Here is a 14,742-nt window from a genome sequence, read left to right as displayed (position 1 = left end):
CCCATCGCCGCGACAAACAGCTTGGCTTCGCTGACCTCACCCGTGGCAGGATCGATAATGTCGACCGTGTCACCCGCAAAATCGATAAATACCTTTTCGCCGCCGACATGCGTTTGCCGCATGCTCGGCCGGACGCGCCCCTTCCACGCCTCAAAATGGGTGCAAAACCAGGTGTAACCAAAACCATGGGGGTGCTGCGCACGATACTCCTGCCACAGCAGCATGCGGGTCACGTTGCGCCGGCGCAGCTCTTTGTCGATCGCCGCCCAATCCGGGACCGGGCGCTCCGGATCGGAGACATCCGAGGCGTTTGGAAACAACAGCAGCTCAAGGCTGTCGTCATCCAGACCCTCCGGCAGCGGCCACGCCAAACCGGCATCGCGCGCGCGGCGCAGATAGGTCCCAACACTTCCTTTCCCAAGCCCCAGAGACGCAGCGATCGCACGCTCGCTCAGCCCTTGGGCAAATCTCAGTCTCAATACGTCCCGAATACGGCGCATGGTCAAACGTCCTGTCGGCATTCCGATCCTCCTGTTCTTCAGAAGGCGGAGTAACTGCAGTTCGTTGGCCAGTCCTGCCCATGATCGCGTGAAATCACTGCCCGCGATCGCGTGAAACAGGTGCCCGCCTTCCCGTGAAATCACTGCCCACGATCAGCTGAAATCAGTGCCCGCCATCACGCGAAACGCGCAACCTGGCTAATGCGCGCGCTAAATGAGCAAAAGTTCCATACATAACGCTGTCAGTTTTTGTCTTCAGCCGATTGGCAACCAATCAGGTGAGCTCAACCTACCCTTTCAAGAAGTCCCTCTGCATCGCTCGTTGCCTGCACCGGAAGGTTGTCGATAAGTCGGACACCGTCGAGCCAAACCGCAACAAACAGGCGGGCTGGTCTGTCAGCTGTGTCAAGGATTTCGAGATCAGGATCGCCCCTGAGTTCGAGATAGTCGATCTCTCGTAGACCGTTCTCGTTCAAATGGGACCGCGCGCTTGCAAGCGCGATGTCGACAGGCGTCCCGTCAGAAATCGACTCTGCTGCTCGGAACAATGCCTCGCGGATAACTGGAGCAGTTGAACGTGCATGTTTCCCCAAGCGGAGGTTGCGCGAGGACATGGCGAGCCCGTCCTCTTCCCGTATCGTCGGACAACCAACGATCCTTGATTTAAGGTCGAGGTCTGCTGCCAGGCGACGCACGACCTGAAGTTGCTGGTAATCCTTTTCCCCAAAGAAGGCTTGGTCCGCGTCGGTTTGCAGAAGCAGCTTGGCTACTACCGTCGCCACGCCGTCGAAATGGCCAGGTCGGGCGGCTCCACAGAGACCTTCGCTGACACCTGTCACAGAGATTGTCGTGGCAAAGCCGTCAGGATACATCTGCGCCCCATCGGGAACATAGAGAACGTCGGCGCCAAATGGCTTCAGCTTCTCCGCGTCACTCTCTTCAGTCCGTGGATAGTTTGCGAGATCTTCGGGGTTGTTGAATTGCTTCGGGTTCACAAAGAGCGTGACGATCACTCGGTCGGTTGCGGAGCAAGCGGCCTCGACCAGGCTGAGATGCCCAGCATGCAATGCGCCCATTGTGGGCACCACACCGATAGTCTCGCCGGCGCGTCGCCAGGTTTCAGTAAGGGCGCGCAACTCGGCCTTGGTGCGGATGATCTTCATTTGCCTGGTTCCTCTTGAGAAAAGACATGCTCGGGTGCGGGGAAGCGACGGCTACGCACCTCTTCGGCATAGGCTTGGATGGCCCCGGCGGCATCGGCGGCGAGATGCGCGTAGCGTTTGACAAACTTCGGCTTGAAAGTGTCGAAGAGGCCCAGCATGTCGTCGATCACAAGGATCTGGCCGTCGCAACATACCGACGCGCCGATGCCAACCGTGGGAACTGCGATCTCTGCCGTAATCTGGTCGGCAAGCTCAGCCGGTATCTTTTCAAGAACGACCGAGAAGGCCCCTGCATCGGCAACAGCATGTGCATCCGCTCGGATCCGCTCACCATCTTCGCCACGACCTTGGACCTTGTAGCCGCCGATCGCGTTGACTGCCTGCGGGGTCAGGCCGATATGCGCCATCACGGGGACACCCCGGTCCACGAGGAAGCGGATCGTTTCGGCCATATGCTGACCACCTTCCAGCTTCACTGCGCCAGCGCCGGTTTCGGCCATGAGCCGCGCGGCATTGCGAAACGCTTGAGCGGCGGACTCCTCGTAGCTCCCGAACGGCATATCGATGACCATCAGTGCCCGGTCCAGACCGCGGGCCACAGCCTGGCCGTGCATGATCATCATTTCCATGGTGACATTGAGTGTCGACGGCAGGCCGTGCAGCACCATCCCGACACTGTCGCCGACCAAGACGAGGTCACAGTGCTCATCCGCAAGCTTGGCAACTGGCGTTGTGTAGGCGGTCAGGCAGACCAATGGCTCAGCGCCTTTTCGGGCGCGAATGGCGGTGGCGGTCAGCGATTTGACCGGGGCTGACTGACTCATTGTGATCCCTCAAGTTGACGCCACGGCAACTTGCTAGCGTCTGACGCTCTGCTTCGCAAGTGCAGCATAATTTTATTTCGTGGAGGAAAGCGGTGACCGCGGATCAGATGTCCAGTCCGAGGTCGAGCGTCGGTGCAGAATGGGTCAATGCTCCGGAGGAGATGTAATCAACGCCCGTGGCGGCGACCTCCGCCACGCGGTTCAAACCCATGTTGCCGGAAGCTTCCAGCACAAGGCGGCCGGCATTCATCGTCACAGCTTCGTTCAACGTGGGCGTATCCATGTTGTCCAGCAGCACCACGTCTGCACCGCCCTCATTGAGCACTTCAGCTAATTGCTCCAACCTATCCACCTCGATCTCTGTTCGGATCATGTGGGAGGCACGTGCTTTCACGGCCGCGAGTACCGGCCGAATTCCGCCCGCCGCGGCGATGTGGTTGTCTTTGATCAAGATCGCATCGGATAGAGAGAAGCGGTGGTTGAAACCGCCGCCGTGGATCACGGCCTGTTTTTCAACCAGGCGAAGGCCGGGGGTGGTCTTGCGCGTGCAGGTGATGCGCGCCGCAGTCCCGACGGTTTCACGAACAAAACGGGCCGTTAGCGTTGCGATCCCGGACAACCGCCCTGCAAAATTCAGGGCGACCCGCTCGGCGCTGAGGATCGACGCTGCGCTGCCATTGATCTCCATCAGAAGATCACCGGCAGTGATTTGCTCACCATCGCCAATATAGATCGTAATTTTCAGGTCCGGATCGACAAGACGAAAGGCAAGGGCAGCAACCTGCAACCCGGACACAACTCCGGCCTCGCGAGCATTCAAACTGGCAGTGATGTTTGTATCTGCGGGTATCACCGTACGGGTGGTGATATCACCGTAGCTACCGAGATCCTCCATCAGTGCGGAACGGACCATCGGCTCAAGGATCAGGTCGGGCAGGGGGGCTTGAGTCATGTTGTCTCCAATGGGGATGAAGGTCGAAGGGTTCGCGCCTCGTTCAAAGTCAGAAACGAACGCCTACCCATGGCATCGTCCGTCTTTGGATAGTCTGAACGGAAATGCGCGCCTCGGCTCTCGCGGCGATTGAGGGCAGCAGTGACGATCACTGTCGCGGTGGCTGTCATGTTGCGAAGAGGGGCGCAATCGGGCTGCGTCGCTTCGATCTGTCTGATCTCATCCAGTGTTTTTTGGAGACCGCGCGCGTTCCGAACGACACCTGCCCCGTCCGTCATGCTTTTGCGTAGGCGCTCTACCAGGTTGGGAGCGGGACGCTCTGCAGGTACAAGATCGGGCAAGGTAACGTCGGGCGGCGTCTTTCGACACGGGCCAAGAGCACTGGCGATACTGTGTGCACTGCTATTTCCATAGACAAGTGCTTCCAGAAGCCCGTTTGACGCGAGGCGGTTGGCCCCGTGCAATCCTGTTGAGGCAACCTCACCACAGGCCCAGAGCCCTGCGAGGGATGTTTGCCCCATCGGATCTGTTGCGATGCCGCCCATGTGGTAGTGAGCGGCTGCGGCGATAGGAATTGGGTGTGTTGCAGGATCGAAGCCGGCTTGCCGACAGGCCGCCGCAACGGCGGGAAACGCCGCAGAGATCTTCGAGCCAAGGACCTGACGCGTGTCCAATGCAGGGGCAAGTCCTTCCTGCGTTTGCGCGTAGACGGCGCGTGCAACGATGTCGCGCGGAGCCAGCTCAGCATCCGGGTGGACATTGAGCATGAAGCGTTCACCGTGACAGTTCACAAGGGTCGCACCCAGGCCGCGCAGTGCTTCGGTTGCCAGGGGAGCGGGATCGCCACCAGTAGCAATAGCCGTCGGGTGGAACTGCACAAATTCCGCATCGGCAATCACCGCACCTGCACGCGCGGCCATGCCGATAACCTCTCCCCGGATACGGGGCGGGTTGGTGGTCAAAGTGTATAGGCCGCCCGAGCCGCCACCGGCCAAGAGAACGGCTGCCCCTCGGAGGAAAACGCTCTGCGTCGGACCAGCGGAGCATCGGGCGATCTCGACGCCGACCACGACACCGTTCTGGACGCGGAGGGCTGTTGCGATGACATCTTCCAGCACCTGGATATGATCTGCCTCCCGAACGCGGGCAGACAGTGTGCGCATGATCCCGGCTCCGGCCTGATCACCACAGACCCGCACGACGCGGGCGAAGCTATGCGCGGCTTCCCGAGACAGTACATATCCACCGTCGCTTGCTCGGTCGAAGGGTGCACCCAATCCGCTCAGTTCGAGGATGTGGCTGCGGGCCTCCTCCGTAACCATTCGAGCGACTTGCGGATCGACGGTTCCTGCTCCAGCCCGGATCGTATCCAGAGCGTGCGCGCCGGCACTATCTCTCGGATCCATTGCGGCCGCGACACCGCCCTGCGCCCATCCAGAGGATGCACCTTCGCCCAAACGCTCCGGGGAGATCATTAGCACAGGATAAGGCGCGAGTTTCAGGGCGGCGTACTGGGCTGCCAACCCAGCGCCCACGACAATGACGCGCGGCGTGTCGATCCGGATCATTGGGTCAGCCAGCCGGACGACTTGAGAGATCGATCATGCGTTGCACAGCCAGACGGGCTTTGGCCGCCACGGAAGGGTCGACTTCTACAGCACCCTGCATGCTGTGCAGCGTCCACAGGATCTTCTCCAGCGTGATCTTTTTCATATAGGGGCACATATTACAGGGCCCGACGAACTCGATCTCGGGTAGCTTGTCGGCGATGTTCGAGGCCATGGAGCATTCTGTAACAAGCATCGCCTTTGTGGGACGCTCACGTTCGACATAGTCGATGATGCCGCTGGTGGAGCCGGAGAAATCAGCCTCCGCCACGACGTCAGGCGGGCATTCGGGGTGGGCGATGATCCGTGTGTCCGGATTGTAGCTGCGGAAATCCCGCAGATCCTGCGCGGTGAAACGTTCATGCACGATGCATGACCCATCCCACCACACGATTGTCTTTTCTGGCACCTGCCGCGCAACATTCTGCGCCAGATACTTGTCAGGCGTCATGATGACGGTGTCGCTCTCCTGAGCGGCGACGATTTGCGCCGCGTTGGAAGAGGTACAACAAATGTCGGAGGCCGCCTTCACCTCTGCTGATGTATTGACATAGGTGACAACGGGCGCGCCTGGATAGCGCGCGCGCATCTCGGCAATTCCCTCAGAAGTGATGCTTTCGGCCAGCGAGCAGCCTGCATCCATGTCCGGGATCAGTACTGTCTTGCTCGGATTCAGGATCTTCGATGTCTCGGCCATGAAATGCACACCGCATTGAACGATGACTTCAGCCTCGACTTTTGTGGCCTCGATCGCCAATTGCAGACTGTCGCCCACAACATCGGCGACGCCGTGGTAGATTTCCGGTGTCATGTAATTATGCGCCAGGATGACCGCGTTCCGCTCCTTCTTGAGCCTGTTGATAGCGACGACATATGGGGCGTAGATTGCCCAGTCTGGCGGAGAAACAACGCGTCTCATACCGGCATAGAGATGCGCGTTTGCAGCAGCAATCTCTATGGATGGCGCAAGATCATAGGCTTCGGCGAGTTCGGCGCGCAGAGCGATTTGGTCGAGCAAAACGGGGGATTCCTCAATCTGTTTCTAACCGCCGGAGACGGTGAGAGCGGGTGCAGGCAGCACTGGCTTCTCAGGTTCTATGGGTCAGTTGACGTAAGGGCAAGCCAATATCTGCACATTAAATCAATGAAATACGCTAACACTCCACTGGTGGTGGCCATTGGGTGACGCAGTGGTCACACGAACGCCCGCCCTGTTTCTTCAACGCGGTGCGGAGCGCAACCGGTGGCGAAGCGCGCTTTCAGCAAGCATTCCTCGTATTCATCGCGGAGCTTGGAATCGTAGACGATACCGCCTCCGACATTGAGAACCGCTTCACCGGTCTTGTGCAGCGTCAATGTTCTGATCGCTACGTTGAACCGCATGCGTCCCGACGGAGCGGTGTAGCCGATCATTCCACAGTAGATGTCGCGCGGTTGCTCTTCGAGTGCGCGGAGGATCCGCATCGCCTGGATCTTCGGCGCGCCGGTGATTGATCCGCAGGGGAACAAGGCCGCGATGATTTCAGTGACCGTCGTTCCCGGTCTCAGTCGTGCCCTGACACGGCTGACCAGTTGATGGACCGTTGGATAGCTTTCGACCCGGAAGAGCTCCGGTACATGCAGTGATCCCAGCTCGCAAATGCGCGAAATGTCGTTGCGCAGGAGATCGACGATCATCAGGTTCTCCGCCCGGTTCTTCTCGTCTTGCTTTAGGGTTTCGGCAAGGCGGGCATCCTCTTCGGGTGTGGCTCCACGTCTGATGGTGCCTTTCATCGGATGGGTTTCGATCCAGCCGTCCTCGTCCACGTCGAAAAAGAGCTCAGGTGAGCGCGACAGGATGACGGGGCCTCCCAGATTGACGAGACATCCATACCGCACCGGTTGTCGTTCCGTCATCTCGTCGAACAATGCCACTGGGTCACCCTGCCAGCGAGCGAGGATCGGGAATGTCAGGTTTGCCTGATAGCAATCACCCTGGCGTAGATGCTGGTGAACGCGTGCGAAACGCGGGGCATAGTCTTCGAAGGACCAAGTCGGCTTGAATTCTGAAAGAGACGAGGTAGCGTCTCGGTGCAGAGCAATCGGTCGTTCTTCGGGCGAGTCGAAGACCCCTATCAAAACCAGCGGAAGGCGGCGTCCATCGGGCATGTGATCGGTCAGTTTCGGCTCCAGCGCATAACCTGCCTCGTAGGAAAGATAGCCCGCACACCACTTGCCGGCGGCCTGCGCCTGCTCCATGCATGCCATTGCCTCGCTGACCTCCTCAGCTTTGTCTGCGCGGATGACATTGCGCGGCGCCGTGAACTTCAGCTCACGTCCTGCAATGTCATCCCGCACCAGGATGTAAGCTTCATCCTGATGCGCGTGTCTCGCGTCGGGTGGGGTTTCAGCTTTCTGCATCGGCGCTGGAGAAGGCTTGTGATGTGTCGAAATCTGCCGCCAGCCTTATCTCACGCAATGGTTTCACGCGACGGATGGATTCAGCATAGAGTTCGTGCGCTTTGTAAGCCGCAAGGGCATCATCATCCGCGAACTCTCCGTAAACCACCACATCGACTTCCTTGCTGGCCGGATCCGACTTGCGGTTCAGCGCGATCTCAAGGCGTTTCGCATGCGGGATGCCGGTGAGGATTTGCAACCCTTTCCGGACAGACTCGATATTGCCATCATGCTTGGCGGTGAAGAAGACGATGTGGCGGATCATGTATTATTTCCAACTGTTGAGATTGTAGAAGGCACGGGACCAAGCTCGCCGTGTGCGGGCTTTAGCACTGTGAGTTGCATCACCCGATCTGGACGCGAGTGCCTGCAAAGCGATCATCGGCGATTGTTCTGCAGAGCGACACCCAGGCGCAACCGCTACAGGCCTTTGCGAAGTATCCTGCTCTGAAAGCGTCACGCAATTGACTGAAGGAGCGGGCATCGATGTGGAACTCGTCTCCGGTCCGTATCTCTCGATCAAGGAGTTGCGACAAGGTATCTGCCGCGAGATTGTCTCGTGTTGCAACGCTGTCGTTAACGCAATGTGGGTCGCCCTCCTTCAGTAGAGCGGCGCAGATATCGTCAGGGCCAGTGGTGAGGACAATGTCCTCACCACTCGAGATCCGCGCGGCAACAGCATCGTAGTTGGCGACGAACGCGGGACTGTAGCCTTTGCCCACATAGGTTAGAATGCAGAGGAGGTGATGCGGGCGCAGCTTTACGCTCATATCCTGCCTTTGCGGGCGATGAGGATCAGGACCATCACGGCCAGCAAGGATTTCGACGCGTCACCAAGAATGAACGGAATAACTCCTGCGGCGATTGCTTTCTCCAGCCCAATGAACCCTGCAAGCCATATTGCGCCCATCGCGAGGCAGATGGCGCTGGCAATCATCATGGCGATGCAGGCGAGGACCGGGTGGTGGCCGTTCCAGCCACGGCCGACCAACCACCCCACCAAGGCGGTTATCAGCGGCCACGATAGAATGTAGCCCGCCGTCGGGCCGGCAAATACAGCAATCCCACCGGCACCACCTGCAAGTACTGGCAATCCGATTGCAGCTTCGCCGAGCCAGGTCAGGACGGTCAAGGTTCCCAGTCGCCATCCGTAGAGCGCTGCCACCATGAGGATGGCAAAGGACTGCATGGTCATCGGCACAGGGTACATCGGAACAGTGATATAGGATGATAGGGTGAGGGCGATCGTGCCAAGAAACACGGCAGCCAGCTTGATGGTACCTGAGCGGCTATCGAGGTCCAGCAGGGCGTCGGGACGACGAAGTGAAGGGGTGGTCTGGGTCACATTGAAGCTCCTTTCTGATATGATCCGCAAAAACTATCTATAATTCTGCGAATCCATCTATGAAGAAGTCACAATCCTTCCATCTGTTCAAGGCGTGATTTACTTAAGGTCAACTAGCCTACGATCGCAAAGGCGTCACGTGTTGCTCCCGAGGCGGTCTTTCGCGTGGTTGTGCCTATGCGTTGGACATGTCGCGACAGGATCGAGATCGCTTGGGTTATTTCGCCCTGGCGCAAGGCTGACAGGATCGCGCGGTGGTCGGTGTCCGTTCCGGCTTCCCAGTCGGGACGCCACGCAATGAACAGAAATCTCGCGCTCGCCATGTGCAGATCATCGATCGTTGCCAATAGGCGAGGCATGGCGCATGGTTCCAGGATTAGCTTGTGAAACCGGCAATTCGCGTTCTCCCAAGCCTGAATGTCCTTTGCGGCTTCTCCCTCACGGATAATGTCTTCCGCAGCGTTGAGGATGGCGCTGGTCAGATGCGGTGCCGCATGGCGCAAGGCCAGCCCTTCGAGCGCTGCGCGCATTTCAGCGACTTCACGCACTTGCGCGAGGTTGAATGATGCCACGCGGACGCCCCGCCGCGGTTCGCTCACCGCAAGTCCTTGAGCCTCAAGACGACGAAAGGCCTCACGCACGGGGACATGGCTTGTCCCGAATTCATCTGCGATATGATCTTGCCGCAAGCGGGCGCCTGGCTCCAGCTGACCTGAAACAATTCGGTCGGCGAGTGCTTGGGCGATTTGCGCGGCGCGGGGTTCGGGACTGCTCATGGTCAGAAGATAGTTGGCCTGATCCACGCTGTCGATATCCGGCAATGGGGTTCAGGCCAACTCGGCATATGCACCTGTTGGGCGAGAGCAACAACACACGGCCCGTCGAAGAAAACGCAGCGCATCGGTTTCCGTGTCTCTCGGTTCAGAGTTATGTCCTTTGTATGAGCCAATTCCGGCCCGCCACAATCAGCAAAGGAGAACATTTCATGGGGCTTGATGTCTATATTGGGGTGCAAGGCAGGGACGAGCATATCTTATACCTGCGCAATCACAGCAAATTCTTCGAGTTGATGTGCACGCCTGAGCCCGAGCCAATTTACCCAAACTACTCGGATTTCAAAGTCTCGCTGCCGATGATTGACCGCATGGAAAAGCGCATGCTGGCCGAGTTCCATGCAGCTGGACTTTCTCTAGATTCAATACCCCAGACGCTATCGGACGATTTCGAAGATCGGGATGCGCGCGACACTCCATGGAAGGACTTTCTGCCAAGCTATCTCTGCATCATGAAGGATTTGAGGGTTTTGATACGTCAGCATGGTCACTTGGTTTGTAGTTGGAGCGTCTGACGCCAAGACAAAGACAGCCAGGCAACCGCAGAAGAGGAATTTGCCTAATAGTTCCACTTTTTGCTGTTGAAAAATTGCGCAAGTCGCAGCGACTTTTCGTTCACCGCCAGCCCGGATCACCCGGGTCTGGCGGTTTTCAGTTCACTGGATGTGTCTCGCTACGTATGACTTTGGCTGGCTGTGTGCAAATTCCAACGCGCCACGACATTGTCAAATCCTCAACTCATTTTCGCAACAATCAGCCACCAGGCAAGCTGTTGAGTCGGCCCCAAAGCCAAACAGAAAATGACGAGAAGAGCATGCAGGCAACTTGCCCATATTGCGAGGTCAGCTTCACCAAGCGCCGCCGCGATCAGAAGTTTTGCAAAGCAGGATGCCGGAGCCTGTTCGGTCAGCGAAAGGCACGCGCTCAGAATGCGGTGAATTCTCGCAATAGCAGATCCAAACGCCGCACCAATCTTGAGCTTTTCGAACGGATGATTTTTTACACCGAGCGATACCGCAGGACGCGCACTTGCGAACAGCTGGGCTTTCTGAGCGATCTGGTCAGTGCCGCGCGCGCTGGTGACCCCAAATTACGGGCCGTGTTGCTCAACCCATACTTCGTTGAAGCCAATAATAACGATGCGCGCAAGAGGCTGAGCAGACATCGGATGAAGCATTCTATTGGCAAGATCGTCGACCTCTATTGCCAGCATTTCTGGAAAGCTTCCAGCTATGACGTGATCCTTGGCCTCGTCCCAGAGCCAGACACCGGGGTCATATCTGAGGATGATCTTGAGCCGGCGCGGGAAAGCGCCTGAAGGTGTCTTCAGTCAGCGATTGTAGGCTTCGCTGACATGTCTTTGTACCTCAAAGCGTCTTCACCATATTTATAGGTTTGTTTTCTTGTAGGTAACACCTGCTTGGAGAAAGGCCACGCTATTTTTTTCCCTGCCTTCGTTACGAGGCAGGGAAAAAAATAGCGTGGCCTTAAAAAACACGCGAAAAAATCTCGATCTCATTCAATCCCCTGATCAGTAAAACTGACGCAACCCAGAAGGAAAACCTGATGGTTCTGGACCGCTATACTCCGACCGAAATCGCTGACGGTGAGGTCGCACTCGCGCAAGTGCTCGCTTTTATGAAGAAACATGGCCTGACTGGCCAACCGCCCTTTGGAGCTTGTCTCGACGACAGGTGGAAGTACTACGGACCACAGAACTACAAGGCTTTTGTCGTGACCGCGCGCAACGGCGGTTGGGTAGCAGACGTGTTGCTGCGGACCGTACCGAACGGTTCTCCAGACGTTCTTGGCACGCCCGAAGGTCTCCCCTTTCCCACATACGACCAGGCCTTTGCGGCAGGTATGATGATCTTGGCCCGGCTCCTTGCAGTCGCGCAAGATCCGACCCCCTCAGAGGTCTAAAACTGCTCCATTGCCGCCACCGCTTTGGCAGCGCCCGGTGCGTTGTCAAAGCGTGTGAGAAAGCCAAGAAACCAAGGACAATACTCTTATGACCGCTCCTGACTATACGGATGAACAGTTTATCGAAGGTTTGCAGCGATTGCGGCGCCTCCAGGAAACCGCGTCGCGGAGTGACCATGCATTGGTTTTTCCTTCGACATTCACCGCCGAATCCACAGCGCTGCGACATGGTCTGCCACACTGGTGCCCAGACAATATCCTGGCCGTGCTTGTGTATCCGGTTCACGGTGGCTGGAATGCCGACATCGTGCTGCGAGACGCGCCAGACGGTTGCTCAGTCGTCCTCGACAAAGGCACAGGACAACCGTTCGCCACCAGAGCTCAAGCGGAGGCCTTTCTGTTTTACTTTGTGGTTGCGGTTGCTGCCGCTTGGGATCCGAACCAAGTTCTGCCTTCAGTTCCAGCGAGCCTGGCAGCCTGATCAGTACACCGGCGAGCTTTCTGCCCGCCGGTGTACACCTTCCAACTGGCGCACTGCGATGTCGGCGCATCAATCAAGTTCCCGTGCGCTGCACATATCGCAAGATTGACCTTGCATGAGCATAGGGCCTTCGTATCCGGTGGTGCTGTCACACCATCACCATTATATCGCCCACCACTTCGAACGGTAGTTCGGCGGAACCCGTGATGATCTCGCAGACCGTGGATGCTCCATATTGCAGGGCAGCGGCGGCAGTCGCAAAAGGTGTCAAAGCGGATGACGACATGGTGTCATGCCGCCCATCAAGGCACTTCTTGTTGAAGATGATATTCACAACCCATCCATGGGCGACCTTCTCGACGGTCAGATGTTTCAGGTTCTCCCTCAGGTGGTGGCAGCCCAAGCCTGCATCGGGCGTTCTATCGGGCAGACGGCCCTTTTCCTCAAGGGCATCAATGATGAGGTCGAGAAAGCAGTCATCCGGTGCGGGATATGTGGGAATGTGGAACGTCCAAAGTGTGAACACGTGGTCCTCCTGGTTGCTGAGCAGCGGGTTGCGTCCGCTGATTCAGAAATGCGAACGTTCCCGGATCGCCGGAAATCCGAAACACCTTGACGCTGCGTCACCTCAGGTGAGTGCACCATGCGAGGAAAGTCTGAATGAGCGAGAAGGGGCATTGCATACGCGAACGGATGGTCATCACCCCGTATCGGCCCAATCGAGCGACCTCTGTGCTTGCCGCCGGCAAACACGTCCCGTGAGTGCGGCGCAAAACTACGACACGTGGCGCTAGCAACGGTGTAACCGCCACCGAAGGCAGAAATGCGCCAAGATCATCTGTCGCACAATCGGGTAGGACAGGCAGATCACCATGTCGGACCCAAGGCACGACCGACTAGAAACCTATGGCCCCACCTGATATTGTGTCGAGTATGCAGACCTCACACAATATGAACGATAGTATCGTTGGGTTGGGCGTGGTTCCACCGAGCATCGATCTCAAGCGGATCGATCTGACAAAGAACATGCGGCGTTTCTATCGCATGAGCCTGCAACCGGACCTGTTCGGAGGTGTCGATCTGGTTCGGGAATGGGGTAGGATCGGGTTTCGGGGCCAGTGGCTGATTGAACGGCACCCCGGAGAAGATGAAGCTGTATCGGCGATGCTGAAGCTTGAAACTGCCAAGCGCAAGCGAGGCTATGGCCCAGGCCCCACGACCTCGAACAGCTGACTTTGTTCTGCGGCCCAAAGCACTGCTTTTGAATGTCAGTAAGCATCGCTGCGCGTGCGTAGAGAGTGTGACCAATGCTCTGCCGCTCAACCCTCGCCGCCGTTCAGAAGCTGAGCAGTCATAGAGAGCTGTTCCCGACGCGCTGTCTGGGAGACCGACTTGTCATTGCCCGGCATCGACTACTGCACGCTTCTATTGCATCCATCCGCACTTCTGTGCGCCGGGCCGAGGCTGGCCTGATCGACCGTTCTTCAGCGCCTGGGATCGCGGTTTCCCTGTCGCACTGTTCTCGAGCCATTGGCCCAATCGGTCGGTTGATCAGGAAATCTCGTTCTCTCGGTTCCGGGATCCGTAACTCAGACCCATTTACATTCCACGTGCCACTTCCGGTACGCAACCACCCACAGAAGGGGATACCCATGGGACTTGATGTGTTTTTCGGCGTGCCAGGAGAAGAAGACTCTGTCTTCTATCTGCGCAATCACAATGAATTTTTTGAGCTGATGTGCACGCCGGAGCCTGAGCCAATCGACTCAAACTATTCCGACTTCGCGGTCTCGCCAGAGATGATTGAACGAATGGAAGACCAGCTTCTGGATGACCTTGAGGAAGCAGGTCTGACCCTGGATGTGGTGCCGGAAACGCTGCCTTATGAGTTCCACGGCTGGGACGCGCGGGAGATGCTCTGGGAAGACCTTCTCCCATGCTATTTGCGTATCCTTGAGGATTTAGGGGATTTGGTGGATCAGCACGGCTACTTGATATGCGGTTGGAGCGCCTGATACCGACACTTACTCGGTCTATCGCAGTTCAAGAAGACGTTCTGCGGCTCGAATGCGATCATGTTTTCGGGCCGCGCGACCACAGGCATAACGTTGTAATCCGGGCATCGCCGCTGCGCTGGCTTGTCTGGGCTGGTACACCGGATTTCTGGACGCTGTTCGGTGCCTCCGTGATCGTGGTGAGCGGTATCTTCATTGTCTGGCGGGAAAGCCGCCTGGCGACGTGATTTGCAAGTCACCGCTGCTCCGCGCGCGTGTTCTCGGGTTTTGCATCATGGGCTGTAGTCAATGCGGTGCCAGTATGGCGAGCGGGGATTGAACGACTTAGTATCTTCGTTATCAAAAGGGCATATGTGGGAGCGACAATGGAGCAAGGCCCTAAAACAGCGCTTGTGCTTCAAGGCGGTGGTGCGCGCGGCGCGTATCATGTGGGTGTCCTCAGGGCTTTGGCTGAGATCACCGGGGCACGGCGCTCCCCATTCCAGATCGTTTGTGGATCTTCAGTTGGCGCAATCAATGCCGCGTCCATCGGTGTTGCGGCAAATGATTTTCAGCGGGGCACAAAGCACCTGTCGTCCCTCTGGCGCGGTTTGAGATGCGACGCAATCTATAACACGGACGCCTTGTCGCTGCTGCTGTCAACTGGGCGCTTGGCCAGCA

19 protein-coding genes are annotated in these 14,742 nt (G+C 57.6%); 7 read left to right on the top strand and 12 right to left on the bottom strand.

Going from position 1 to position 14,742, the window contains the following annotated elements:
* The 11 genes from PVW27_RS20550 to PVW27_RS20500 form a co-directional block, all read right to left on the bottom strand.
* Positions 1-521 (bottom strand): sigma factor-like helix-turn-helix DNA-binding protein (locus tag PVW27_RS20550; protein ID WP_274560934.1); only part of this gene is annotated, 521 nt, incomplete at its 3' end.
* Between the two features lie 263 nt (positions 522-784).
* Entirely contained in the window at positions 785-1,663 is an 879-nt protein-coding gene (gene panC, locus PVW27_RS20545; RefSeq protein ID WP_274560932.1) for a pantoate--beta-alanine ligase, read from the bottom strand.
* Entirely contained in the window at positions 1,660-2,487 is an 828-nt protein-coding gene (gene panB, locus PVW27_RS20540; RefSeq protein ID WP_274560931.1) for a 3-methyl-2-oxobutanoate hydroxymethyltransferase, read from the bottom strand. The genes panC and panB overlap by 4 nt, the downstream gene beginning before the upstream one ends.
* Positions 2,488-2,590: 103 nt before the next feature.
* Positions 2,591-3,439 carry a carboxylating nicotinate-nucleotide diphosphorylase gene (nadC, locus tag PVW27_RS20535; RefSeq protein WP_274560930.1) on the bottom strand — a complete coding sequence of 283 codons (849 nt, stop codon included), beginning with the start codon at positions 3,437-3,439 and terminating at the stop codon, positions 2,591-2,593.
* Positions 3,436-5,007: an L-aspartate oxidase gene (locus PVW27_RS20530; RefSeq protein WP_274560928.1), complete on the bottom strand. Its 1,572-nt coding sequence runs from the start codon at positions 5,005-5,007 to the stop codon at positions 3,436-3,438. Before PVW27_RS20530 ends, nadC begins: the two co-directional genes overlap by 4 nt.
* 4 nt (positions 5,008-5,011) lie before the next feature.
* On the bottom strand, positions 5,012-6,064 hold the full coding sequence (gene nadA, locus PVW27_RS20525; protein WP_274560927.1) for a quinolinate synthase NadA: 1,053 nt from the start codon (positions 6,062-6,064) through the stop codon (positions 5,012-5,014).
* Between the two features lie 176 nt (positions 6,065-6,240).
* Positions 6,241-7,446, bottom strand: a complete 1,206-nt coding sequence (locus tag PVW27_RS20520) for an aminodeoxychorismate synthase component I (protein WP_274560925.1) — start codon at positions 7,444-7,446, stop codon at positions 6,241-6,243.
* Positions 7,433-7,750, bottom strand: coding sequence for a Dabb family protein (locus PVW27_RS20515; RefSeq protein WP_274560923.1), 318 nt, complete (start codon positions 7,748-7,750; stop codon positions 7,433-7,435). The genes PVW27_RS20520 and PVW27_RS20515 overlap by 14 nt, the downstream gene beginning before the upstream one ends.
* Before the next feature lie 79 nt (positions 7,751-7,829).
* Positions 7,830-8,255 (bottom strand): DUF1284 domain-containing protein, encoded by a 426-nt coding sequence (locus PVW27_RS20510; RefSeq protein ID WP_274560921.1) that lies wholly within the window; start codon positions 8,253-8,255, stop codon positions 7,830-7,832.
* Positions 8,252-8,830, bottom strand: a complete 579-nt coding sequence (locus PVW27_RS20505) for a biotin transporter BioY (RefSeq protein ID WP_274560920.1) — start codon at positions 8,828-8,830, stop codon at positions 8,252-8,254. The genes PVW27_RS20510 and PVW27_RS20505 overlap by 4 nt, the downstream gene beginning before the upstream one ends.
* Positions 8,831-8,943: 113 nt before the next feature.
* Positions 8,944-9,612: a GntR family transcriptional regulator gene (locus tag PVW27_RS20500; protein WP_432762108.1), complete on the bottom strand. Its 669-nt coding sequence runs from the start codon at positions 9,610-9,612 to the stop codon at positions 8,944-8,946.
* A gap of 203 nt (positions 9,613-9,815) precedes the next feature.
* Here PVW27_RS20500 and PVW27_RS20495 point away from each other — a divergent pair, with 203 nt between their 5' ends.
* The 4 genes from PVW27_RS20495 to PVW27_RS20480 all read left to right on the top strand — a co-directional run bounded on the left by PVW27_RS20495 (position 9,816) and on the right by PVW27_RS20480 (position 12,067).
* The gene (locus PVW27_RS20495; RefSeq protein WP_274560918.1) at positions 9,816-10,178 is read left to right on the top strand and encodes a hypothetical protein; all 363 of its coding nucleotides are present in this window, start codon (positions 9,816-9,818) and stop codon (positions 10,176-10,178) included.
* A gap of 164 nt (positions 10,179-10,342) precedes the next feature.
* A complete protein-coding gene (locus tag PVW27_RS20490; RefSeq protein ID WP_274560916.1) occupies positions 10,343-10,981 on the top strand; it encodes a hypothetical protein in 639 nt (212 codons plus the stop codon).
* Between the two features lie 248 nt (positions 10,982-11,229).
* Entirely contained in the window at positions 11,230-11,586 is a 357-nt protein-coding gene (locus tag PVW27_RS20485) for a hypothetical protein (protein ID WP_274560915.1), read from the top strand.
* 88 nt (positions 11,587-11,674) lie between these two features.
* Positions 11,675-12,067 (top strand): hypothetical protein, encoded by a 393-nt coding sequence (locus PVW27_RS20480; protein ID WP_274560913.1) that lies wholly within the window; start codon positions 11,675-11,677, stop codon positions 12,065-12,067.
* 148 nt (positions 12,068-12,215) lie between these two features.
* Here PVW27_RS20480 and PVW27_RS20475 read toward each other — a convergent pair whose 3' ends face one another.
* Positions 12,216-12,593 carry a hypothetical protein gene (locus tag PVW27_RS20475; RefSeq protein WP_274560911.1) on the bottom strand — a complete coding sequence of 126 codons (378 nt, stop codon included), beginning with the start codon at positions 12,591-12,593 and terminating at the stop codon, positions 12,216-12,218.
* Positions 12,594-13,018: 425 nt separating this feature from the next.
* Between PVW27_RS20475 and PVW27_RS20470 the strand changes: the two genes are divergently transcribed.
* The 3 genes from PVW27_RS20470 to PVW27_RS21625 all read left to right on the top strand — a co-directional run.
* Entirely contained in the window at positions 13,019-13,300 is a 282-nt protein-coding gene (locus tag PVW27_RS20470; protein ID WP_274560910.1) for a WGR domain-containing protein, read from the top strand.
* A 419-nt stretch (positions 13,301-13,719) separates the two neighbouring features.
* Positions 13,720-14,082 (top strand): hypothetical protein, encoded by a 363-nt coding sequence (locus PVW27_RS20465; protein WP_274560908.1) that lies wholly within the window; start codon positions 13,720-13,722, stop codon positions 14,080-14,082.
* A gap of 365 nt (positions 14,083-14,447) precedes the next feature.
* Positions 14,448-14,742, top strand: a 295-nt coding sequence (locus tag PVW27_RS21625) for a patatin-like phospholipase family protein (RefSeq protein ID WP_443217144.1), incomplete at its 3' end; no start/stop codon positions are given.

This window comes from Seohaeicola sp. 4SK31 (genome assembly GCF_028802875.1).
GTDB lineage: Bacteria > Pseudomonadota > Alphaproteobacteria > Rhodobacterales > Rhodobacteraceae > Seohaeicola.
The sequence above is the reverse complement of the archived record's forward strand: the minus strand, read 5'-3'. Positions and strand labels throughout refer to the sequence as shown.

What these genes read in the sequence shown, in the direction of transcription:
- panC (WP_274560932.1), bottom strand. Translation starts at nt 1,663, where the DNA reads ATGAAGATCATCCGCACCAAGGCCGAGTTGCGCGCCCTTACTGAAACC.
- panB (WP_274560931.1), bottom strand. Translation starts at nt 2,487, where the DNA reads ATGAGTCAGTCAGCCCCGGTCAAATCGCTGACCGCCACCGCCATTCGC.
- nadC (WP_274560930.1), bottom strand. Translation starts at nt 3,439, where the DNA reads ATGACTCAAGCCCCCCTGCCCGACCTGATCCTTGAGCCGATGGTCCGT.
- PVW27_RS20530 (WP_274560928.1), bottom strand. Translation starts at nt 5,007, where the DNA reads ATGATCCGGATCGACACGCCGCGCGTCATTGTCGTGGGCGCTGGGTTG.
- PVW27_RS20520 (WP_274560925.1), bottom strand. Translation starts at nt 7,446, where the DNA reads ATGCAGAAAGCTGAAACCCCACCCGACGCGAGACACGCGCATCAGGAT.
- PVW27_RS20515 (WP_274560923.1), bottom strand. Translation starts at nt 7,750, where the DNA reads ATGATCCGCCACATCGTCTTCTTCACCGCCAAGCATGATGGCAATATC.
- PVW27_RS20510 (WP_274560921.1), bottom strand. Translation starts at nt 8,255, where the DNA reads ATGAGCGTAAAGCTGCGCCCGCATCACCTCCTCTGCATTCTAACCTAT.
- PVW27_RS20495 (WP_274560918.1), top strand. Translation starts at nt 9,816, where the DNA reads ATGGGGCTTGATGTCTATATTGGGGTGCAAGGCAGGGACGAGCATATC.
- PVW27_RS20490 (WP_274560916.1), top strand. Translation starts at nt 10,343, where the DNA reads ATGACTTTGGCTGGCTGTGTGCAAATTCCAACGCGCCACGACATTGTC.
- PVW27_RS20485 (WP_274560915.1), top strand. Translation starts at nt 11,230, where the DNA reads ATGGTTCTGGACCGCTATACTCCGACCGAAATCGCTGACGGTGAGGTC.
- PVW27_RS20480 (WP_274560913.1), top strand. Translation starts at nt 11,675, where the DNA reads ATGACCGCTCCTGACTATACGGATGAACAGTTTATCGAAGGTTTGCAG.
- PVW27_RS20470 (WP_274560910.1), top strand. Translation starts at nt 13,019, where the DNA reads ATGAACGATAGTATCGTTGGGTTGGGCGTGGTTCCACCGAGCATCGAT.
- PVW27_RS20465 (WP_274560908.1), top strand. Translation starts at nt 13,720, where the DNA reads ATGGGACTTGATGTGTTTTTCGGCGTGCCAGGAGAAGAAGACTCTGTC.